At 39.8% G+C, this 23,381-nt stretch carries 18 protein-coding genes, 1 pseudogene and 2 riboswitches; of the genes and pseudogenes, 16 read left to right on the forward strand and 3 right to left on the reverse strand.

The window, feature by feature from the left end:
- Positions 1–198: 198 nt before the first annotated feature.
- The 3 genes from ACFW35_RS18425 to ACFW35_RS18435 all read right to left on the reverse strand — a co-directional run bounded on the left by ACFW35_RS18425 (position 199) and on the right by ACFW35_RS18435 (position 2,151).
- Positions 199–723, reverse strand: a complete 525-nt coding sequence (locus ACFW35_RS18425; protein WP_379847999.1) for an ECF transporter S component — start codon at positions 721–723, stop codon at positions 199–201.
- A 390-nt stretch (positions 724–1,113) separates the two neighbouring features.
- Entirely contained in the window at positions 1,114–1,605 is a 492-nt protein-coding gene (locus tag ACFW35_RS18430) for a hypothetical protein (RefSeq protein WP_379848001.1), read from the reverse strand.
- A 315-nt stretch (positions 1,606–1,920) separates the two neighbouring features.
- The gene (locus ACFW35_RS18435) at positions 1,921–2,151 is read right to left on the reverse strand and encodes a hypothetical protein (RefSeq protein ID WP_379848003.1); all 231 of its coding nucleotides are present in this window, start codon (positions 2,149–2,151) and stop codon (positions 1,921–1,923) included.
- Positions 2,152–2,520: 369 nt separating this feature from the next.
- On the opposite strand from ACFW35_RS18435, the gene ACFW35_RS18440 reads away from it, so the two are divergent.
- The 16 genes and pseudogenes from ACFW35_RS18440 (at position 2,521) to ACFW35_RS18515 (ending at position 23,353) form a co-directional block, all read left to right on the forward strand.
- Entirely contained in the window at positions 2,521–4,284 is a 1,764-nt protein-coding gene (locus ACFW35_RS18440) for a LytS/YhcK type 5TM receptor domain-containing protein (protein WP_379848005.1), read from the forward strand.
- A complete protein-coding gene (locus ACFW35_RS18445) occupies positions 4,277–5,023 on the forward strand; it encodes a LytR/AlgR family response regulator transcription factor (protein ID WP_379848007.1) in 747 nt (248 codons plus the stop codon). Before ACFW35_RS18440 ends, ACFW35_RS18445 begins: the two co-directional genes overlap by 8 nt.
- Before the next feature lie 134 nt (positions 5,024–5,157).
- Entirely contained in the window at positions 5,158–6,951 is a 1,794-nt protein-coding gene (gene cstA / locus ACFW35_RS18450) for a carbon starvation protein CstA (RefSeq protein WP_379848009.1), read from the forward strand.
- A gap of 286 nt (positions 6,952–7,237) precedes the next feature.
- Complete coding sequence (locus ACFW35_RS18455) at positions 7,238–7,945, forward strand: hypothetical protein (RefSeq protein WP_379848011.1); 708 nt, start codon at positions 7,238–7,240, stop codon at positions 7,943–7,945.
- 638 nt (positions 7,946–8,583) lie between these two features.
- Positions 8,584–8,862: pseudogene (locus ACFW35_RS18460) on the forward strand (manganese catalase family protein); the annotation flags it as partial.
- Positions 8,863–9,035: 173 nt separating this feature from the next.
- Positions 9,036–10,013 (forward strand): AAA family ATPase, encoded by a 978-nt coding sequence (locus ACFW35_RS18465; protein WP_077365762.1) that lies wholly within the window; start codon positions 9,036–9,038, stop codon positions 10,011–10,013.
- A complete protein-coding gene (locus ACFW35_RS18470; protein ID WP_379848013.1) occupies positions 10,010–11,281 on the forward strand; it encodes a DUF58 domain-containing protein in 1,272 nt (423 codons plus the stop codon). Before ACFW35_RS18465 ends, ACFW35_RS18470 begins: the two co-directional genes overlap by 4 nt.
- A complete protein-coding gene (locus ACFW35_RS18475) occupies positions 11,268–13,457 on the forward strand; it encodes a DUF4129 domain-containing transglutaminase family protein (RefSeq protein ID WP_379848015.1) in 2,190 nt (729 codons plus the stop codon). Before ACFW35_RS18470 ends, ACFW35_RS18475 begins: the two co-directional genes overlap by 14 nt.
- A 40-nt stretch (positions 13,458–13,497) precedes the next feature.
- Positions 13,498–13,599: riboswitch (purine riboswitch) on the forward strand.
- Positions 13,600–13,759: 160 nt separating this feature from the next.
- Positions 13,760–15,289 (forward strand): glutamine-hydrolyzing GMP synthase, encoded by a 1,530-nt coding sequence (guaA, locus tag ACFW35_RS18480; RefSeq protein WP_379848053.1) that lies wholly within the window; start codon positions 13,760–13,762, stop codon positions 15,287–15,289.
- A 102-nt stretch (positions 15,290–15,391) separates the two neighbouring features.
- A riboswitch (purine riboswitch) is annotated at positions 15,392–15,493 on the forward strand.
- Between the two features lie 121 nt (positions 15,494–15,614).
- Complete coding sequence (locus ACFW35_RS18485) at positions 15,615–16,913, forward strand: NCS2 family permease (protein ID WP_379848017.1); 1,299 nt, start codon at positions 15,615–15,617, stop codon at positions 16,911–16,913.
- 163 nt (positions 16,914–17,076) lie between these two features.
- Complete coding sequence (locus tag ACFW35_RS18490) at positions 17,077–17,823, forward strand: prepilin peptidase (RefSeq protein WP_379848019.1); 747 nt, start codon at positions 17,077–17,079, stop codon at positions 17,821–17,823.
- 432 nt (positions 17,824–18,255) lie between these two features.
- The gene (locus ACFW35_RS18495) at positions 18,256–18,993 is read left to right on the forward strand and encodes a flagella basal body P-ring formation protein FlgA (RefSeq protein ID WP_379848021.1); all 738 of its coding nucleotides are present in this window, start codon (positions 18,256–18,258) and stop codon (positions 18,991–18,993) included.
- Positions 18,994–19,017: 24 nt separating this feature from the next.
- The gene (locus tag ACFW35_RS18500; RefSeq protein WP_379848023.1) at positions 19,018–20,133 is read left to right on the forward strand and encodes an AAA family ATPase; all 1,116 of its coding nucleotides are present in this window, start codon (positions 19,018–19,020) and stop codon (positions 20,131–20,133) included.
- An 11-nt stretch (positions 20,134–20,144) separates the two neighbouring features.
- Positions 20,145–21,482, forward strand: coding sequence for a CpaF family protein (locus ACFW35_RS18505; protein WP_379848025.1), 1,338 nt, complete (start codon positions 20,145–20,147; stop codon positions 21,480–21,482).
- Positions 21,479–22,411, forward strand: coding sequence for a type II secretion system F family protein (locus ACFW35_RS18510; RefSeq protein ID WP_379848027.1), 933 nt, complete (start codon positions 21,479–21,481; stop codon positions 22,409–22,411). The genes ACFW35_RS18505 and ACFW35_RS18510 overlap by 4 nt, the downstream gene beginning before the upstream one ends.
- A gap of 3 nt (positions 22,412–22,414) precedes the next feature.
- The gene (locus tag ACFW35_RS18515; protein ID WP_379848029.1) at positions 22,415–23,353 is read left to right on the forward strand and encodes a type II secretion system F family protein; all 939 of its coding nucleotides are present in this window, start codon (positions 22,415–22,417) and stop codon (positions 23,351–23,353) included.
- Positions 23,354–23,381: the final 28 nt, after the last annotated feature.

The raw sequence follows: 23,381 nt of genomic DNA on the forward strand, positions 1-23,381 counted from the left end.
TTTACACCCCTAGAATTCAACTTATAAAGTAAGTCGTAATTTGTTTTAAAAGGTTTCAAGGTCCATAAATAGTCTGGCTATTCCCAAAGGTCACAAAAAAACCCCTATAATGTAGCCTTTTTTAAAAGGCGATGCTTTATAGGGGTAAATCTAAAAATAAGCAGAATGCAAAAGTAAATGCAAAAGTAAATTCTATCTTTATATAACTCTCTTCTTAATGCGTGCTACAAGTGGTACGACAATGATACCAGCTATTACGACCTGCATTACGTTACCAGGAATTGATCCGAATGGCTGTATCCAGTTGCTATAAAGGATAACTTCAGCAAAATAGTAGCCTACAATTTTAATAACAAGGGCAACCGCAACTGCCATTGAGTAGACAATGGCTCTTTTGCCTGGGACTTTTTCGGATATAAGACCTGCTACATAGCCCATTGCACCAACTATGAAGAAGGTAAATGGCGCCCAAACTGTCCAACCTGAGATAAGATCAAACAAGCCCATTCCGAAAGCGCCGGCAATAGCACCTGTTTTTCTGCCAAAAACAAATGCTGCTATAAATAGAGGAACGTTCCCCAGATGGATCAGGCCGCCGTTACCCATTATCGGGAGCTTTAGGTTGATGAACATGGTAGCTACAAGAGTCAATGCAACGAAAAGTGCATTGATGACTAATGCTTTGGATTTATTCGTTTCTATCGTTGAGAATGTAGTATTCACAAAATAACCTCTTTCTTTTAATGGTATTATCTTATCTATTTTTTAAAAGCTTATTGAAGGGAATTTCCCACTCATCTATTATATCTGTCTCTTACGCTTTAGAAAATAGTGAATAATGAAAAGGCTATATCTCCCAGCACGGAAGTAGTTTTGTTTTTTTAAAGGGCATTTAACCTAAGAAGCGTCTAATTGGCTTTTTTTGCTTCGTATCGCTGGGCGATATAACTTGGGAATAAATGTGAAAACCTCATATTGAACAAATAAAAGGTTCGACCTGGGCGAAAATATGATATTTCAATCTGACATCGTAGCGCTTATATCGTTACGCGATATGGACAAGCACTTAGACGATACAGCTAACTCGCCAATATGGACCAGTTTTTTGTGTGATTAACATAAAACTATTATTCTATATGGTGTGGTTTGGGCGGGGATACTTTGTGTGACAGCCCCATATATCACAATTAGATCACGGTTATCAGGTCTTCTTGAAAAGGCTTGCCCATTAGTTAATACTATCCGAGTATATGGAGAGATATTTAATTCTAATTGTCCATCACTACTCTCCAACTGATTATTAAAATAATCTACTTTTACATTCTGATATGGACTATCTTTTACCATGACAAGTGCTTGATATTGTGGAGGGTAAATAAGTAGAGCAGGTGCATTCCCATCATAATATCCAGTTACGCGATCTCCTATTTCCACCATTACATGATCTACAAAGTAAGTTGAAGGTGATACTACAAAATTTACTAATGCTCCCGATCCGTTTTCAATAGATATTAATTTATAACAGCCTTCTCCTTCACCATCTTGACCAGTATAAATATCACTAATCATGTTGATAGTTCCACGGAAAGAATAAAAATTTGTCATACACATACCTCCATTGCTTAAAACCTCTAAAACAGTAGGTGATTTCTATGTACAATATGTAGGTTAATACCTAATGGACTGTGTGGTTACCATAAAGGTTTGAAAATGTTCTGTAAAGTTATTAATAAGAGGATTCAAGCGAAAACATGTGATGGTTGATATGCAAGAGCTACCAACTTACAAGGGTTATAAAGAGGATTTTGTATCATTGATAAATAGATTCATCATTAAAATAAAATCTTTTTTAGGATGTAAGCGGTAAGTGTACCAAAAATGAAAGAAAGAAGGGAAACCCCTTCTTTCCTTAGAGTGAAATTAAAGTTGGGTACCTAAAAAACCAAGTAACCCTTGGAGAGCTCCTAGCTGGGCTTGTGCATTACGTGCACCAGTCCCAGTTGTTTCAGTGTTTATACAGATTGGACCGATATTGATATCTAAGCCAAGAAGGTTAATCTCAATACCACCAGGGATAGCAACGCAAAGTAATTGATTATCTCCTGGGTCATTGCAGCTGCATGGTGTTGGTGTTGGTGTTAGATCAGCCATTTTGTTCACCCCCTCTTTTTGCAACATAATATAATATATTAATCACGAATGGTGCCCGAAATGGACAAGCGTAGAATTATTAATACTTTTATAGTAAAAAGTTAATAGATGGACATTTTAATTAGGCTGCTTGTATTTCCTGATCTTATGCGTATCAGTGAAATGGTGTAAGTCATCAATGCTGCTACTTCCGACGACGTAAACTAATTAGTATCCGAATGGACGAATGATAAATAGATTTATCTTTGAAAATAAACCCTTTTTAGGTGAAAACGGTAAGTCTTCTTAAATGGACAAATACTATATATAGCATTAGGATTTTTTTAAGGTAGACACCCACAAGGTGTTTTTCAGAAGGAGGGGGTTAAATTGTTTGAGCTGTTGCTTTTAATGCTTGAGCGGGCGGGCGTTCTCGTTATGGTGGCTTTCTTGCTTTCTAGGATGAGGTCATTCCGCCAAATTGTTCATCAGGAGCATGGTAGAAAAGAGAAAATGATTCTGATCGGCATTTTTGGCGCTTTCGGAATCATTAGCAACTATACCGGTGTTGAAATACACGATGGGACCATTATGTCTCAGACCTGGCAGGCGGATGTGGATTATGATGCGGCGATCGCCAACACCCGCATTATGGGGGTTGCAATCGGCGGTTTGTTGGGCGGGCCGATTGTCGGATTAGGTGTGGGATTAATTGCAGGTATACATCGTTTGACGCTGGGGGGATTTACTGCAGAAGCATGTGCGGTCTCGACTATAATGGCTGGATTCATAACAGGTTTTCTTGGCCGGCGTTATGGAATAATAGCTAGGAACAACTCTCCTTGGGGAGCAGTCGCGATAGGAATTCTAATGGAAAGCATCCAAATGGCGGTTATATTGCTCATTGCACGACCGTTTGAAGCGGCTTACCATCTTGTCGAGGTGATCGCGGTTCCCATGATTTCCATCAATGGGCTCGGCACGCTGATCTTTATATTGATCATCCAAAGTATTTTAATGGAAGAAGAGCGTACACGGGCGCTTCAAACTCACAATGCTCTTCAGATTGCTCAGCAGACCCTGCCCTTTTTTCGCCAGGGTCTAACCACACATTCTTGCGGTGAGGCTGCTAAAATTATTTTAGAAGGAACAAAAGCGGATGCTATATCGATAACAAATAAGGAACAGGTACTTGCACATGCCGGTGTAGCCTCAGACCATCATAAATCCGGACTCCACATGGCAACCGTGTTAACGAAGAAAGTGCTCAACCATGGGAAAATTTTGATCGCCAGGTCAACAGATGAAATACAATGTTATCGTGAAAATTGCCCTTTGCAAGCGGCGATCGTCGTTCCTTTACAGGTTCACCGCGAAACGGTTGGGACACTGAAGCTTTATTTTGTAGACCAAAATAAGCTGGACCAGGTGGAGTACGAGCTTGCGGAAGGCTTGAGCCGGCTCTTTTCCACACAGCTGGAACTGGCGGAGGCAGAGCGTCAGCGAAAATTATTGAAGGATGCAGAAATTAAAGCTTTGCAGGCACAGGTTCACCCGCATTTTTTGTTTAATGCCATCAATACCATTTCAAGCCTTGTCCGGACAGATGCACCAAAAGCGAGAAAGCTGCTCATCCAATTAAGTGTGTTCTTTCGCAGTAACCTGCAGGGTGCAAAGAATTTGCTGATTCCGCTAGAAAAGGAGATCGAACACGTTGAGGCTTACCTATCGTTAGAGCAAGCTCGTTTTCCGGGAAAGTACCAGGTGGATTTTGATATTCAACCAGAACTCAACAAGGTACTCGTTCCGCCGTTTACACTTCAGCCCTTAGTGGAAAATGCGATACGCCATGCGTTTTTGAATATAAAAAAAGGAAGAGTAACGGTTACAGCTTATACACATAACAATAAAATGATCTTGATAACGGAGGATAATGGTAAAGGAATTCCGGCCTCCCTGATGCAATCCATCGGAACGGAAACGGTTCAATCCGAAGAAGGGACCGGGACCGCTTTATGGAACATTCAAAAGCGCATGAAAGAGATATACGGTATGGAAGGTTCCTTTTTGATCGAAAGTGAACAAGATTCAGGTACAAAGGTTACCATGATCCTGCCTCTAACCCAAAACAAGTGGGGTGACGAATATGTTTAAGGCATTCATCGTGGATGATGAGCCGTTAGCCAGAGATGAACTGGCGTTTCTGCTAAAAAGAAGCAAGCAAGTGGAGATAGCAGGTGAAGGTGACTCTATTGAAAGTTCATTGAGCCAAATCCAAGGATTACAGATCGATGTGATCTTTTTGGATATTCAACTGGCTGATGAAAGCGGTTTGGATTTAGCGGAAAGAATAATGGGTCTCGATCCACGCCCGGAAATTGTGTTTGCAACCGCGTATGATGAATACGCACTAAAGGCATTTGAACTGCAAGCCATTGATTATATTATGAAGCCTTTTGAAGAGACCAGAGTCCTTCAAACGGTAGAAAAATTGGCAAAAGTGCTACAGGGCAAAGAAAATAGAAACGGTTCTTCACGGGATTTAAGGCTTTCCACTGATAAACGGAATGATAAATTGGCGGTAACAGTTGATGAACGAATCGTTTTGATCCCTGTCCATGAAATTGTATATATAGGAACAATTGAAGGAAGAACGGTTATTGTGACAGATAACCAAAGATACCAGTTAAATGAACCGTTGATTACGTATGAGAGAAAGCTTCATCAGAAATCTATCGTTAGAGTGCATCGTGGGTATTTAGTCAATTTGGATAAAATTGTGGAAATCCAGCCTTGGTTTCACTCCACCTATAACCTAATCATGAAGGATGGGGAGAAAATTCCCGTAAGCCGAACATTTACAAAGGATCTTAAAGAGCATTTTGACTTTTAATCGCTGTATTTCAGCAGTAGATTTTTGTCACTCATCCCCCTATTTCTGCAATTTAAAATGTAAACCCTATGTTAGCGTTTACATTTAGTAAGATGTAGGTTACAGAGAATAAAAAAGCAGAGGGGGAGAATAAAATGAATGCGGTTTCAATTGTAATTGGATCCATTTGTATATTAATGATCGCTTATCGATTATATGGAACATTTATGGTTGCGAAAGTCATGAAATTAAATGATTCTAAGCCAACCCCGGCACACGAATTAAATGATGGAAAGGATTATGTACCAACAAATAAATGGGTGTCATTCGGACATCACTTTGCTGCGATTGCCGCTGCTGGACCACTAGTAGGCCCAATATTAGCAGCTCAGTTTGGTTATCTTCCAGGGCTGCTCTGGCTGTTGATCGGTGCAGTAATCGGCGGAGCTGTCCATGATGCGGTTGTATTGTTTGCCTCCATGCGTAAAAAAGGGAAATCGCTTTCGGAGGTCGCAAAAGATGAATTAGGTCCTGTAGCTGGTTTTTGTACAGGTCTTGCGATGCTGTTTATCATTACTATTACGATGGCGGGACTGTCAATGGTTGTACTCCATGCGCTTGAAAAAAACCCATGGGGTACATTTGCGGTAGGCATCACCATTCCAATCGCAATGGGAGTAGGTATCTTTTACAAAAAAACAGGCAATTTAAAATTAACTTCAACAGTTGGGTTTATTTTACTCATGGTAGGTGTCTTTATGGGACCTCAGATACAAGGGACAGTTCTTGGTGATTGGCTGACTCTTGATTCAAAAACCTTGGCCATCATCTTGCCTATTTATGCTTTCTTTGCGGCAGCGCTGCCGGTCTGGCTTTTGCTCGCCCCAAGGGATTACTTGAGCAGCTTTATGAAAATAGGTGTATTTATTGCCTTGATCGTCGGTGTCTTTATCATTAATCCATCGATCGAATTTCCTGCTTTTACAAAATTTGTTGATGGCGGCGGTCCAATTTTAGCTGGACCAGTCTGGCCGTTCATCTCAATTACTATTGCCTGTGGTGCGATATCAGGCTTCCATGCATTTGTTGGATCAGGTACTACTCCAAAGATGCTTGATAAATGGTCGGATATTAAGGTTGTTGGATTTGGCGGAATGCTGGTTGAATGCCTCGTTGCTATAATGGCATTAATTGCAGCGACTGCTCTTCAGCCGGCTGACTATTTTGCCATTAATTCAACACCTGAGGTATTTAAAACATTAGGAATGGATGTCGTCCATCTCCCTGAACTCAGCCGTGAGATCGGTTTGGATCTAGAGGGTAGAACTGGTGGAGCCGTAACGCTTGCTGTTGGGATGACTTACATCTTTACTGAAATTCCATGGTTCGCTAAACTTTCAGCCTATTTCTTTCAGTTTGTGATCATGTTTGAAGCTGTGTTTATTTTAACAGCGATTGATGCAGGAACTCGTGTTGCCCGTTATCTGATCCAGGATTTCTTTGGTGATTATTATAAGCCGATGAAGAAAACGGATTGGGTTCCCGGTTCTATTATCGCCAGTGCCCTTGCATGCTTTATGTGGGGATACCTTCTTTATTCTGGGGATATTGGATCGGTATGGGCGCTATTCGGTGTATCGAACCAGCTGATGGCATCTATTGGGTTGATTATTGGTGCCACAGTTATATTAAAAATGGCGGATAAAAGAAGATATATGCTGACATGTCTTATTCCGCTTGGCTATCTATTTGTAACGGTCAATTATGCGGGATACTGGATGGTCAAAAATGTTTATTTAAACCCAGCAAATCCAGGCTACAACGTATTGAATGCGATTCTCTCTGTGATCATGCTTGTCCTTGGTGTCATTATTTTGGTGGCCGCTGTGAAAAAATGGGCAGAGATTTGGAACTCCCCGAGCAGACAGCTTGAAGCAAAATCCGCATAGATTTTAATATTGAATGTTTAAATGAATCCAAGAGCCGCCAATATTTTATTTGGCGGTTTTTTAATTGGTTGATTATCTGACCCAAAAGAAATCCCGGCTCTACCCAACGGGAATTTCCTTAACATGCTAGCAAGAGATTTTTTGGAAAAAAGAACACAAACAAGGAATGTTTAGTCGAATCCTTTAATGAGGCAGCTAATTGATTTTTTATAGTTCGTATCGTTAGGCGATATAACTTGCAAATAAATCCTAATACCTTACTATTGAATTAAAAAGGAGGTCCGATATGCGACGTGATATACAACCCAATGAACGAGCTTTCTCCTCCAAGGAAGTAGCGGAAGAAGTAGGGATTGCGACTCCCACTGTCCGAAAGTATGGACAAATTTTAGAGCGGAACGGCTACGAGTTTTTAAAAGACGGAGATCGGCGTATCTTTGTTCAAGCTGACATCGCAGCGCTTATAGCGCTGCGCGATACAGGGAAACCGTTGGACGATACGGCAAAAGATCTTGTGTATCAACAAGAAGAAAAATTAAGAGAATCTAATGAAACAGATGTAGCGATACCCGATACATATGCAAATCTACCTCAAGACCCCAATCAGTTAAAAGAGGTCCTGATGGTTTTAGCCAATGAACTTGCAGCGGCACGTGAAATGAACGTTCAACTGACAAACGATATGTCGCAGCTAAAAGTAACCGTTTCCCGGCTTCAGCAAGATCATCATGTGATAAGTTCCGCTATTGGAAATGCAGCGCAAAAAACGAATGCTCGGATAGAAAGATTAACAGAACAGCAAAAAAACCATTACGAAACGTTGCTGGAACAAGAAAAAGAAAAAAGTGAACTCTTACAACAAGAAATGCAAAAGTTGAGGGACGAACAAACAAGAGAATGGCGCTTGCAAAATGATTTTAATAAACGTTTAGAAGAAGTGATACAAAAACCTAAAAGTAAATGGGAGGGGCTATTCTCCCTATTTCGAAAATAATGTAGCCATTATTTTTTGTTTCGTATCGCGTGGCGATATGTATTTCTAAATATCTCTAACTTGGCTTGTTCATCATATATCCAGAGAATATATCGATACGCGATACGGACCATCTACATTTCTTGTGTATTGATAGAAAAAAGTAAAAAACTGATGTAGTGATACCCGATACATGTGACAATTTACCAGCCTCTTCATCTAAATTTGACCATTTCCCGAGAAATATCTACAAATTCCGAGTTGGTATTGACAAATCTTTGAGCCCATTATTAAATAGCAATAATTTATTTTCAAAAGAACCGTAAAAGAGGGGGTCTTTCATTCGTTCGATGAACTGGTGTGCGGCCTTTTTTTCTATGTGCAGTTTATAAGAAGAGAACTCCCTTCCTGATTTTGCATCGTTATTCAAATAAATAGAAAACCACAAAGAAAATACGACTAAACAAAAAGTAGGGAAACACAGCAAGGAACTATACTTTTTTACGGTTACATAATGACCTTATTATAGCTACCATTAAAATAACTTTATGAAAACGCTAACAAAAAAGTAGAAAGGAGCATTTTTTTATGGATGGAAGAGGATTTAGAAATTGTATGGGTCATTTTGCTACAGGTGTTACGGTAGTCACATGTAATAAGAGCTTGAGCAGAAGAACGGCGTAGTGGTCCCAGCATCATTCCCGCCAGAAGCAGAATTAGAATCCCAGCCTGAAGCCTATAAGTTTTGGAATCTCTCTGAAGGTCAGGAGTCGGCAGAAGGATTGTGGGCAACCGGAAGTGCGCAAGACGGAAAAGGAGATTTCGTTTATGAAGCAGATCCAGCACCGCTAGGGAATATTCCTAATCCGGAAATTCCAGCACCAACCTTGCATCATGACTTAGATGGAAAGAAGTTTAAAAACTCATATGAAGAATAAAAAGGTTTGAGGTGCACGCATTTGCGGTGCACCTTTTTTGTATTTAACTACCATTCTCGAAATTTCTCTTTTTTTGTAAATAAAACAAGGAATATACATTCTCCAATGCGAAATTAATAGGAAGGAATAAATTAATCTAATAGAGAGACAGAAATGTTAGAGGGGAGTCTTACATGAGCGCTAGAAACGAAAATTCATTTGAATATCATCCACAGCTAAGAGATGTCATAAAAAATGTTGAAAAAGTAATGGTGGGGAAAAAACAAGTTACAGAATTAACGCTTGTATCATTGTTGGCAGGGGGACACGTATTGCTTGAGGATGTGCCTGGAGTAGGGAAAACGATGATGGTTCGATCAATCGCAAAATCCCTTGGTTTAACATTTAACCGTATTCAGTTTACACCTGATTTATTGCCGTCCGATATGACGGGGGTTTCCATATATAATCAGAAAGACATGAGTTTCGAATTCAGACCAGGTCCATTAGTCGGAAACGTTATTTTAGCCGATGAGATCAACCGGACATCTCCCAAAACCCAGTCAGCTTTACTTGAATCAATGGAAGAGATGAGCATGACGGTTGATGGGCAAACTCACATCCTGCCTGATCCCTTTTTAGTAATGGCAACACAAAACCCGATTGAGTACGAAGGAACTTATCCACTTCCAGAAGCACAGCTGGATCGTTTCTTAATGAAACTCACAATGGGCTATCCAACGCCAGAAGAAGAATTCAATGTTCTTAACGTTATCGGAAACGAACACCCGATTCATTTGTTGAAGCCAGCGATCTCAGCTGAAGAGATTGCTGAACTGAAAACGGCTGTGAGAAATATTTATGTATCTGACTCTGTGAAGCGCTATATTGTTGATCTTGTCAACCGTACGCGTAACCACAAGTCCATTGCATTAGGAGTAAGTCCTCGTGGATCACTTTCTCTTTTAAAAGCTGTACAAGCTTATGCACTGTTAATGAACCGTGATTTTGTAATCCCTGATGATGTGAAATATCTGGCGCCGTTTGTACTTGTGCATCGCGTGCTATTAAAACCTGAAGCCCGTTTTGAAGGTGTAACCGCACAAGAGGTAATCAAGGATCTTTTAGCCCGTGTTCCTGCACCTATTCATAAGGAACAGCATGCGAGATGAAGGCATTACTCCAAAAATTTTGGGAGCGTTATAAAACACCGATAGGGTTTTCAGGGATTTTATTTTTACTGCTCGTAACGTTTTCTTTTGCCATGTTTCAAGGCGGATTCGTAAGCTGGTTTTTATTCTACAGCGTTCTCCCGCTTGTTTTATATTCCGTTGCAATGGCGTTCTATCCCATTCAGCGGCTGAAAATTGAGCGTATTATTTCAAAAGAAAAACTGATGGCTGGAGAAGAAGTGGTAATTACGATCCAGGTTATGCGCCGCAGCAACTTCCCTCTTTTTTATGTCGTATTAGAGGACGTGCTGCCGGAAGCACTGCTTCGTGAAACCCGCTATGAAGGGAACACTCATCAGATTCAATCCCGTATCCTGATGTTTCCTTTGTTCCGCAAACGCCTCGAATATTCTTACACGATTAACCCTGCACCGCGCGGGTTGTTTAAATTTGATCAAATCATGGTGAAGACGGGCGACATCTTCGGTTTTGTATTAAAAAGTACGAGTGTATCAGTAAAGGATCAAATTTTTGTTTATCCGCAGTATCAAGATATTGAACGCTGGGAAAATGGGAAAATGCTTCAAACCGGTATGAAAAAAGTGGGGAAACGCTCATTTACAGATTACACATCTACAGTAAGTGTGCGTGACTATGTAGCTGGTGACAGAATGAACTGGCTTCATTGGAAGGCGAGTGCAAGGTCCAATAAGCTGCTTACAAAAGTGTTCGAGCAGCAGAGGAACGATGATTTTGTAATTGTTCTGGATCATTGTGAAAAAAGCTATGGAGCAAACGACTGGCTTTTCGAACGGGGAGTATCGCTTGCAGCATCCCTCGTTCATTTTTCAATCTCAAAAGGCGGTTCCATCGGCTATCATCCTTTTAAAGGAAAAGAGATCCCGATGAACATAGGGGTTGAGCAGGAATGGCGCATCTTTCATGAACTGGCTAAAGTGAAGGCAGAGATAAAAGAACCTTTCGAAGAACGCTTGAAGCAGGAATACATGATTGGTCATATGGAAGGGAAGACAGCACTGATTATCTCCCCTAACCTAACTGAATACACGATGAAAACACTGGAACTTATAGCTTCCAGACAACAAACGAATGTTATTTTCTTTTTCCTGGCCTTGGAGCCTAAGCTGACTAGCCAGGAACTGACGTATATGAACCGGATCAGGCAATGCGGGGTTCCGGTGACACCGATGATCGGCTCTGACTTTAATGAATCACTGAAGGCAGGTGGAATGTATGCAACAATCTAAACAACAGCCTTCAACCCTGCATACACTTGTCCTTTACGGTTTAGGATTCCTTCTATTATGGGAATGGCTGAGACCTTTAAAAGATATCACCACCACAGATGATATTAACATTTTTGTGATGTATACGATGTTCTTGTTCATCGTGACGTACTTTCAGCTTCCGTTTTGGATCTCATTTCCGGTAAAGCTGGGAGCCCTGATGTACGCATTGCATTCTCTTTATTTTTTTGATGTATTTTTATCATTCAAGTGGGTTCCATATCTAATAGAGGACATTAGTTACAATTTAAATTTATTTTCAGATCAGAACTGGAATGAAATGACCTCGCTCAGCCGCTCTTTGCTGTTCTTCATATTGTTATGGCTTGTGAGCTATCTGATGCACTATTGGTTGATTCAAACGAGGCGCATCTTCTTATTCTTTTTAATTACCGTTATCTACATTTCAATTCTTGATACGTTTACGGTTTATGATGCGAAACTTGCGATCATAAGAACTGTATTCATCGGGTTGCTGCTGATCGGTATCTTAAGAATGATGAAAATTATTGAAACAGAAGGATTTTCGTTATTAAAAGGAAAGTTTCCTGTTCTTTGGGTTGCGCCACTTTCAGGAGTAATTGCGCTGTCGTCTGTACTGGGGTATGTAGCTCCTAAAGCTTCGCCAATATGGCCAGACCCGGTTCCTTTCATTCAAAATATGTCTGGAAAAGAAGACATTGGAGAAGGCAAAGGCAGCGGTATAGCGAAAATCGGGTATGGCGAGAACGACAGCCAGCTAGGCGGTCCGTTTGAATTTGACTATACACCCATTTTTAAAACGTATGATAACGCGAGACATTATTGGAGAATTGAAACGAAAGAGTTCTACACGGGTAAAGGATGGGAAAACAAGATCCCAACCACGGCTGTCCCGGTTGATGCAAATCAGCCTTCCGCTCAGACAGATTATACAAAAGTCTGGGAAGAAGGACTTGAGATGAAAGACAACACAGCCAGAATTGAAGCTGAAAAAGGGAAAGAATATTCGTTTCTTATGATTCCTGGAAAGCTCACGAAAATCGATGCCGATCCAGACACGACTTATCAGCTAGATGGGGTAAAAGGGAAAATTTCAACGTTCCAAAACGGAGGAGAAGTTAAACTGTCCTCTTATGTCATGAACTATCAGCTTCCTGTATTAAAAGAAGCACAGCTTAAAGAATCAACGAATTCATACCCGCAGTATGTTAAGGATAACTACCTCCAGCTGCCGGAAACGCTGCCGCAAAGAGTCAGAGATTTAGCATCAGAAATTACAGCGAATCAGCCAACGATCTATGATAAGGTAAAGACGGTGGAAGGATACTTTGCGAAAGAAGCGTATGGTTATAACACGATTGAAGTAGCGGTACCTGAAGATGACGAAGATTATGTGGATCAATTTCTTTTTGAAACAAGAAAAGGATATTGTGATAACTTCTCGACTTCGATGATCGTTATGCTGAGATCTGTCGGAATCCCTGCGCGCTGGGTGAAAGGTTTTACGCCGGGTACTTTTGAAGGTATGGGGGATGGCGGACTTCGTGAATATACGGTTACGAACGCAAACGCTCACTCTTGGGTAGAAGTGTACTTCTCAGGAATCGGGTGGGTGCCTTTTGAGCCTACACGCGGCTTCGATAATCCGTTTCAGCCAGAAGAAGATAAGAAGGAATCAACACCAGCTGCAGCTGTTCCTGATCAGCCGGAAAAACCTGAAAAAGATTTAAACAATGAAAAATCTGCTTCATCTGAAAAAACAAGCTTTGCGTCCATTTTAAAAAATGCGGGCTATGCAGCAGCAGGATTAATCATTTTACTATTAATCGCTGCAGGACTGGCATTTTTGTTCCGCAGAAAATGGCTGCGTCAATATACAATCTGGCGATACAAACGCAAGCAAGGTTCCGAAACGTTTGAAGAAGCGTTTGAAAGACTTTTATGGCTGCTAAAGGTATACGGAATCAGAAGACAGCCTGCATTTACACTTAGAGAATACGCACTTTACGTCGATCGAGCACTTGATACAAAAGACATGAGAATTTTAGCGAAAGCGTATGAAGGTGTTCAATTCAGTCCGAAAAAGCAGACAGATCTATGGAGCGATTTCCATCGTGAATTGTGGGAAAATTTAATTAAAAGAATCCGCCCTTGACCGCTATAGAAGGCATTGTTATTATGTCTTTAAGATTATAGCGTCAGATCATATTCTCCTTCGTATATCCTCGATAATAAGGTTCGAGAGTCTCTACCGGGTTGCCATTAACAACCTGACTATGAAGGCAGGGTTCTTTATAGTTAATTAAGGAATTCTGCCTTTGTTTTTTATGTAGAAAACAAGGGTGGAATTCCTTTTGTTTTACTTTTAATAGTGTAAAGTAAGGCAAGCTGACGGATACTATAGCTGATATTAATAGATGGGGTGAGTACATGCACGAAACGAATGACTTGCACGTAATGAGCGAAATGATCGTAGTGTTGGATTTCGGCGGACAGTACAATCAGTTGATTGCACGCCGTATCCGTGACTTAGGAGTATACAGCGAGCTTCATCCGCATACAACAACTGCGGAAGAGATAAAAAAGATGAATCCAAAAGGAATCATTTTCTCTGGAGGACCAAACTCTGTTTATGCAGAAGGGTCACCAGCTTGTGATGAAGCCATTTTTGACTTGGGCATCCCTGTGCTTGGTATTTGCTACGGTATGCAGCTGATGAGCCATCATTTTGGCGGGAAAGTTGAGCGTGCAAGCCACCGTGAATACGGAAAAGCTCAGATTACAGTTACAAATACAAACAAACTTTATGAAAACCTTCCCGAGCAGCAAGTCGTATGGATGAGTCATAGTGACCTTGTTGTTGCGCCGCCTGAAGGTTTTGTTACAGATGCAACCAGCGTGTCTTGCCCTGTAGCAGCAATGAGCGATGTTTCCCGCCAGTTATATGGCGTTCAATTCCACCCGGAAGTTCGTCACTCAGAATACGGTATTGAGTTCTTAGATAACTTCGTGAAGTCCGTTTGCGGCTGTGAAGGCAACTGGACGATGGAAAACTGGATCGAAGACGAAGTACAGAAGATCCGTGAAGTAGTAGGAGAGAAAAAAGTAATCTGCGCTATGTCAGGTGGAGTAGATTCTTCTGTAGTAGCCGTGCTTGTTCATAAGGCAATCGGTGATCAGCTGACATGTATCTTCGTAGATCACGGACTGCTTCGTAAAGATGAAGCAGATCAAGTTATGAAAACATTCAGCGAAGGCTTTAACATCAACATCATCAAAATTGATGCGAAGGAACGTTTCTTAAGCAAGCTTGAAGGTGTTTCTGATCCTGAGAAAAAGCGTAAGATCATCGGTAACGAATTCATCTACGTATTTGATGAAGAAGCATCCAACCTTCAAGGCATCGAGTTCCTTGCTCAAGGTACGCTTTACACGGATATCGTAGAGAGCGGCACTGCAACAGCTCAAACGATCAAGTCTCACCATAACGTTGGCGGACTTCCTGAAGATATGCAGTTCAAGCTTATCGAACCTCTTAACACACTTTTCAAAGACGAAGTGCGTAAAGTAGGTACAGAGCTTGGTATTCCTGAACATATCGTATGGCGTCAGCCGTTCCCTGGCCCAGGTCTCGGAATTCGCGTTCTTGGAGCGATTACAGAAGAGAAGCTCGAAATCGTTCGTGAATCAGACGCGATCCTTCGTGAAGAAATCTTGAATGCTGGATTAGATCGTGATGTGTGGCAGTATTTCACGGTGTTGCCTGATATTCGAAGTGTTGGGGTAATGGGAGATGCTCGTACTTACGATTACACGATCGGTATCCGTGCAGTAACATCAATCGATGGAATGACATCTGACTGGGCTCGTATCCCGTTTGATGTATTAGAGAAAATCTCTACACGTATCGTAAACGAAGTGGATCACATCAACCGTGTAGTTTATGATATTACTTCTAAGCCGCCGGCAACGATCGAGTGGGAATAGGGTGAAAAAAGTAAAAACCGAACGATTATAGCAAAATAACATATAATTATTCGGAAAAGTGCTTGACGAACGACAAAGTTCGACCTATACTCAAGATGTAAATAAAATCAAATGAAATTCCTACGTATAATATCGGGGATATGGCCCGAAAGTTTCTACCAGACTGCCGTAAATGGTCTGACTACGGAGGATTATTGAAATATTGCATGTGTTTATTTTTTGGCATATGTACGGTTTCTTTAACCTTTTCGTATTCAGACCCAAGGGCTAAGTCCCTTGGGTCTTTTGTTTTTCATGCGTAGGCGCGTATAGGGGGAAAAGAGAGATGGAACGGTATTTTGGCTTTAAGGATTTCAATACAAGTTACAAAAAAGAAGCAACAGCAGGTTTAACGACGTTTCTTGCGATGGCTTATATTCTGTTCGTTAACCCGATGGTTCTTGGTGACGCTGGCATGGATAAAGGAGCTGTATTTACAGCTACTGCACTTGCAGCAGCATTTGGAACATTGTTCATGGGAATCGTCGCAAAATATCCGATCGCGTTAGCGCCGGGTATGGGACTGAATGCATTCTTTGCATACTCCGTTGTTTTAGTTATGGGTATTCCTTGGCAGACTGCACTTGCCGGGGTATTGATGTCTGGAATTATCTTTATTTTTATTACATTATTTAAGATTCGCGAAACAATCATTAACGCAATTCCTCAAGATTTAAAGTTTGCAGCCGCATCTGGTATTGGACTATTTATTGCTTTTATCGGTTTAAAAAATGCAGGTATAATCGCTGAAAATAAAGCAACACTTGTGTCCCTTGGTGACTTAACTCAAGGACCAACGTTGCTAGCAATCTTTGGATTCATTGTAACTATTCTTATGATGATCCGAAACATCCGTGGAGGTATCTTCTACGGAATGGTGATTACAGCAGTTGTAGGTATTTTCGCTGGCTTGATCGATAAGCCTGATAAAATCGTAGGGGCTATCCCTAGCCTTGCGCCCACATTCGGTCAGGCATTCAGCCACTTTGATCAAATTTTCACTGTAGAAATGATGATCGTCGTCCTAACATTCTTTATTGTTGATTTCTTTGATACAGCCGGAACGCTTATGGCAGTTTCTTCACAAGCGGGCATTATGAAAGACAACAAACTGCCTCGTGCAGGTAAAGCATTGCTTGCCGATTCATCAGCAATTGCAGTCGGAGCGGTTCTTGGAACATCTTCAACAACTGCTTACATCGAGTCAGCATCAGGTGTAGCAGCAGGCGGACGTACTGGTTTCACATCTGTAGTAACAGGCGCACTATTCTTATTAGCATTATTCTTCTCACCATTACTAGTTGTTGTAACGCCGTCTGTAACCGCACCAGCATTGATTATCGTAGGTGTATTGATGGTTTCTGTTCTTAGCAAGATCAAATGGGATCGTTTAGAAATCGCAGTACCAGCATTCTTAACATTAATCGCAATGCCGCTCACATACAGCATCGCAACAGGGATTGCACTAGGGTTTGTTATGTATCCATTAACGATGACTGTAAAAGGCCGCGCAAAAGAAATTCATCCGATCATGTGGGTGCTATTCGTAATCTTTATCAGTTACTTCGTATTCTTAGTAGAATAGAGAGAATCATTTGCAGGAATGTCCGAAAAGCGGACATTCCTTTTTTATGTTTCAGGAAAATAATAGAAAAAATAAGCCGATAACTTTAAGGAAGAAGGATGCAAAAAATTAGTTTCTTCATTATAATAGTGTGCAGATTGAGCGTTAAGGAGAAGATGGGGAAATGGAAATGATGTGGAGCGTGTGGTTTTTTATTTTAGGAGCAGTACTGGCTTCGTTTGGCGGTGTAGTCGGCTATCGTCTGCCAAAGAAAATGAAGGTGATGGGCGTTGAACGCTCACAGTGTGACCATTGCGGAAGACAGCTGAAATGGTATGAGCTTTTTCCGATTTTTTCTTTCTTAGCTGCAGGCGGGAAGTGTGGGACGTGTAAGAAGCGCATTCCTGTCATCTATACAGTCGTGGAATTATTAACAGGTGGATTATACGCGTTCTCCTTTTTAAAATATGGTTTCTCAGTAGAGCTGCTATTAGCATGCTCACTCATTTTGCTGTGCGCCATTATTTTTGTATCGGATTTATTGTATTTCATCATTTCAGATAAAGTATTGATCGTGTTTTTCATATGGTTTTTGGCATTGCAAGTCATGTTTGAATATAGAACCTGGCTGGATGCAGTAGCTGGAGGTTTGCTCGGATTTTGTTTTCTGCTGCTGCTCGCGATTTTATCAAAAGGCGGGATTGGCGGCGGAGATATAAAACTGATGGGTGTTCTGGGACTTGTGCTTGGGTTCCAGGGGGCGTTTTTAACACTCATGATTGCATCTTTTGTTGGTTTATTTGTCGGCGTTATAGGTTTGTTGATGAAGAAGTTCACTCGAAAAACAGCTATTCCGTTTGGGCCATATTTAGCATTTGGAGTTTTGCTGACATTTTTCTTAAAAACTGAGTTAATTGCTTTTTTGTTTTAAAGCAACAAATAAATAATAAATAGGTCTTTTGAACCACTAACTTTTTATGTGAGAGTTGGTGTTTTTTTATTTTCCGGCTAAAAATTTCAGCTTATTTTCACTGCTTTTTTATAATCTTCAAGAAAAAATACATAATTTCAGGTTTAAAAAAATTCTATTAATGGTAATTAACATTCAGTAAATATGGTTAATTTTGTATTTTTTTTAAGATTATATTCCTAGCATAGTTATATTGTATTATTGTCGATTAAAGTCGAATATTGAGGGGGGTAGTAAGAAGGTTGTGGACAAGTCCTACAAACCTTTATATACAAAGGGATTAGAGGGGTTGACGCTTTTGGAAAATATGTGATAATTTTGGCATGATTCTTTTTCAAATTTCGTTTTTTGTATAATTTTTTGTTTTTTTTGATTATTGGAGGTAAGTAAATAATGGTCGATGCAAAACGTAAAGCACTAATCTTTTTAGTTGTAGCATTTATTTTAGCAGTTGTAACAGCTGGGGTAGTATTAAACGAGATCCGAAAAGCTCAGCAAAGTCTTACTGAAACGACTAAAGTTGCAGCATTAGAAAATGACATGAAATCTAATGAGGCGATAACATCCTCCAAGATTAAGTGGGTTGAAATTCCTAAAAATGCGGCTGTTTCTAACTTTATTCAATCAGAAGGAGATTTAAAGAATCAAGTCGTCCTAACTGATATGAAAGAAGGAGACATCTTAACCAAGAACGTTCTTCGCTCAAAAATTGATATTGCTAAAGGACATAGAGTCGTTTGGCTTAATCCTACTGAAAATGTATTAATTGATGAGAATGTAACAGAAGGTGACCGTGTGGACATCGTTGTTTCTATGGAAGAAAAAAATGCAATTACCACTAAAAGAGCATTAAAAGGCATTCATGTAGTGGAAGTAGATGATGATGTTGAGGTTAATAAGAAAGAAACGACGAGTGTAATTAAAGTTTCCCTTTCTATAGAGGATGCAGAAAAGCTGATTCATTACCAAAATACTGCACAGCAGATAAGAATATTGAGAGTTAATGAATTAGAAGAGGAAAATACAGAGGAGAAGAAGGAAGAAGCAGCACCGGCTGCAAAACCAGCAGCGCCAGCACCACCCGCTCCTAAACAGAATCCAGCACCTCAACCTAAACCAAAAGCAAACTAGTATCGTAGAAGGGAAGTAAGTGGCATGAATGGATACAAGGTTTTAGTTGTAACAAAGAACGAGTCATACATAAGCACTCTTAAACCAATCATTGAAGAAAACAACTTACAGGTTGATGTTATAGAAGAGTGGAGTGGAACAAATCTAGAAATTAATCAATACTCTATCCTTTTTATCGATCATCATTCCTTTAAATCATTTGAATTCTTCAAAAATCAAAATAAGTTAATTGTGATTGGGTTACTTAGTGAAAAATCATTCGAACTTGGGCGTCAATGGATGCTTGCTGATGCATCAGATGTAATTATTCTTCCAGAAGAAGAACATCGTGTACAAAAAGTACTTGATTCGGCAAAAGAGAAGATCAGTTTACTTCAATCTCTGGACAAAAAAGAGAGCACTGGAAAAGCATATGCTTTTTACAGTAGTAAAGGTGGGAGCGGGAAAACATTACTTTCCGCTGCTGTTGGTCAAGGACTTCAAATATTCGAAGACAGCAAAGTAGCGATTATTGATTTAAATGCTCAATTTGGCGGTCTTGATACAATCTTGGGTATTGACCATAAAAGGTCATATTACGATCTTCAGCCAGTAATAAAAGAAATGAACATTCGACATATCGAAAATATTGCCTATAAGGATGAGAGAACTGGAAATGTAATCGTGCTCGGACCCCAAGATCTTGCAAAAGCAGAAGAAGTAACGACTGAACTTATCGTTAAATTAATTCGTATTTGCAAAGAACATTACGATTATGTACTTCTTGATATACCGTCGTATTTTAATCACATTACCTACACTGCATTAGGAGAAGCTGACCATATATATTACGTCTTGACGCCAGATAGCATGGGGTTAAGAGGCTATAAAAACACAGAAGATTCGTTTGCCCGCTTCCAGCTTGGTTTAAGGAATAATGTCTCTATTCTTTTAAATAGAGTTCATACCAAGAATGAATTATCAAAGAAAGATATCGATGAAATGATTTCAAGACCGATCGTAAGTGAAATTAGAGCAGATTTCTTTAACCTTCAACCGCATGTTAATATTGGCAAACCGTTCTTTACTTCGAAAAAAGAAAAGTATTCTTCTAAAGCTCTAAAAGATATTAAGAAATTTGTTACTAGCATGGAGAAGTGAGGTGATACAAAATGGGTTCTTGGATTAAAGAAATAACAGCAAAATCACCTTTAGTTCCTGATCAGGACTGGGATGTGAACGACAGCCAGCTTGAACAGCTTGTCCGACATTATAAAGCAAGAATTATTAAGGAAGCAAACCTTGAATCCATAACGATTCTGCCGGCACAAGAGCGGAAACAAACCATTGAACGTTTGGTTACACAAATGATACAAGAAGAACGTGTAATTATTCCTCAATACGAGATGGACCAGATTGTTACACAAATCATTAATGAATCTGTTGGTTACGGGCCGTTAGAAGCTTTATTAGAGGACGACTCTATAACAGAGATTATGGTAAATGGTCCAAATGAAATATTTATTGAGAGAAAAGGACGTTTAGAGAAAACACCTATTCGTTTTAAAGATGAAAAACATATCCGGCACATCATCGACCGAATCATTGCACCTTTGGGAAGACGTATTGATGAAAGTTCTCCTATGGTAGATGCCCGTCTTCATGACGGGAGCCGTGTTAATGCAGTCATTCCGCCAGTTAGCCTTGAAGGATCAGTCATGTCTATCCGTAAGTTTAATAAGATACCTTTTAATCTTGAGAACCTAAGGAGTTTTGAAACATTTTCTCATGATATGGGTGAATTTCTCCAAGCAGCTGTTCGTGCGAAATGTAATATACTCGTTTCTGGCGGTACAGGTAGCGGTAAAACGACGCTGCTCAATGTTTTATCAGGATCTATTCCACAAGGTGAACGCATTATTACAATTGAAGATATGGCTGAGTTACGCTTCCATCATGCAAACCTAGTGAAAATGGAGGCTAGACCAGAAAATATGGAAGGCAAAGGTGAAATAACTATTCGCCAGCTAGTTAGAAATGCTCTTCGTATGAGACCTGATCGTATCATTGTCGGTGAAGTGCGTGGATCAGAAGCGATAGACATGCTTCAGGCTATGAATACAGGTCACGAAGGTTCATTAACAACAGTCCATGCCAACACTCCAAAAGACGCTTTAGGAAGATTAGAGGCTATGGTAATCATGTCTGGTTTACCGCTAACTGTAGATGTTATTAGAAGCTACTTTGTTGGAGCACTTGATCTAATTGTACAAACGAACAGACAAATTGATGGTAAACGGAAAATTGTAAGTATCGCAGAAATTAAAGAGGAAGATGGAGAAATTAAGGTCCTCGATATATTTAAATTTGTACAAGAGGGTGTAAATGCTAAAGGCGAAGTTATTGGGCATTTTTCACCTACAGGGTATATTCCAGAAGCTTATAAACGAATGAAAACATTTGGGATATCTATTAATGAAAACATGTTCTGCAAGGAGGGTGCTCAATGATCCTTGCATGGACAACATTAAGTTTAGCAATCTTCTCATTTTTCTTGGCCATTTATTTTATTAAAAGAAGTTCTAATAATAAACAGGTAAAAAAGCATGTGGAAACGTGGTTTGTAAAAGAAAAAAAGAAAGAGCGAAGCAGTTTTATTGTAGGTATAGGTGATAAATACGATCATTCTGAACTAGCAGAAGAGCTGTCAAAAAAACTTGTCCAGGCTCATATTCCTTTAAAAGCATCTGAGTATGCCGGAATCTGTATTATGCTTTTCTTTATTCTCTGGTTTGTTAATCATTTTATTTTAAGTCTCGTTTTTCCGCTTGATGCGTCGATTTCGTATTTTATTATTTGGCTGGGTTCGAAATTTTTATTAAAATCCCGGCAAAATAAGCGGAGTGAAAACTTTAATAAACAGCTTCCCAATATATGCCGAATGATGAGTAACTCTGTTAAAGCAGGCTTAACCATTCCTCAAGGCATTGAAATGATTGCTCAGGAAGTTAAAGCACCTGCAGGACCTGAATTTAAAAAGATAGACCAGCAGCTTAGTCTTGGTGATGATTTTGAAGAAGTCATGATGAGACTGAGAGATCGTTTTGATAGTAATGACCTTCATATCTTTGTTTCTACTTTACTCATTCAGAGAAAGGTAGGGGGTAACTTATCCGAAGTTTTGAGTTTAATGGCTCAAACTTTAGAAGAGCGAGCTCGGGTCAGCAAAGAAATAGATACCGTTACCGCAGAGGCGAAATTCATTTCTTATATCTTGCCTGTGATGCCCATTATGATGGCTATGATGATGAACCTATTTATTCCTGGATTTCTTAACCCTCTCTTTACACCATTTGGGTTAATACTGTTAGCTGTTTTTCTAGGAATGCAGTTTATCGCTTTCTTGCTTATTAAGAAGATTACTAGGATTAGGGTGTAATTTATGGGTCAAATATTAGGTTTATTCGCAGTATTAATGACATTTTTTATTCTACTATTTATTTTAATCGGCTTTGTTTATCTGTATTTGTACATTGTAAAAAAAGATAACTTAATCAAACACCTGCATTTAAGAGAAAAGAAGAAACGAAAGAAACGCACCTTTAAGGACAGTATGTTAAGCCCACTTTTAAGAGCTGCAATATATGCTGAACCTACCGCCAAAAAATATCCATTTTTTGCGAATAAAGATCAGGATGCTCTATTTTTAACAAGAGCTGGAAATCCTTTGGGTCTTACACTGGATCAGTTTTATGGGATGCGTTTTATTCTTGGACTAGGTGCTCTATTCTTTAGTTCCATATATTCCATTTTAGGCATGCCCTTCGCATTATTGGTGTTACTGATTTTTCCAATAGCTGGCTTTTTAGGGCCGCAGCTTTGGTTGCGGATGAAAGCTAAAGAAAGACAAGAGTTAATCAGCGTTTCTATGCCGGATTTTCTCGATACTGTTAGCGTTACGCTTCAAGCAGGTGTCAGTCTGGACGGAGCATTAAAACAGGTTACCAATCAAATGGATGGACCATTAAGTGAAGAGATTGAACGTTTTAACTATGAGATAGATTTAGGTGTAACTAGAAAACTAGCTTATCAAAATTTAATATCTCGCAATTCTTCAAAAGAGCTTGAAATGCTTGTTAATTCGCTTATTCAAGGATCAGTGCTAGGAGTTCCTGTATCTCAAACATTCCGTATTCAAGCGGATGACTTGAGAGCTATGAGGGGTTTTAAGGCGAAAGAAAAAGCAGCAAAAGCAAGCCCTCAAATTACACTTGTAACAACATTCTTCGTTGCCCCTGCTGTATTTTTCTTAATCATTGGGCTTCTGCTTTTAAACATTATTTATAATCCAGGGGCATTCGGATTAGATAGCTTCTTTTAAATAATAAAAAATAAAAATAGGGAGAGAT

The organism is Fictibacillus sp. NPDC058756, assembly GCF_042746035.1.
Taxonomy (GTDB): domain Bacteria; phylum Bacillota; class Bacilli; order Bacillales; family Fictibacillaceae; genus Fictibacillus.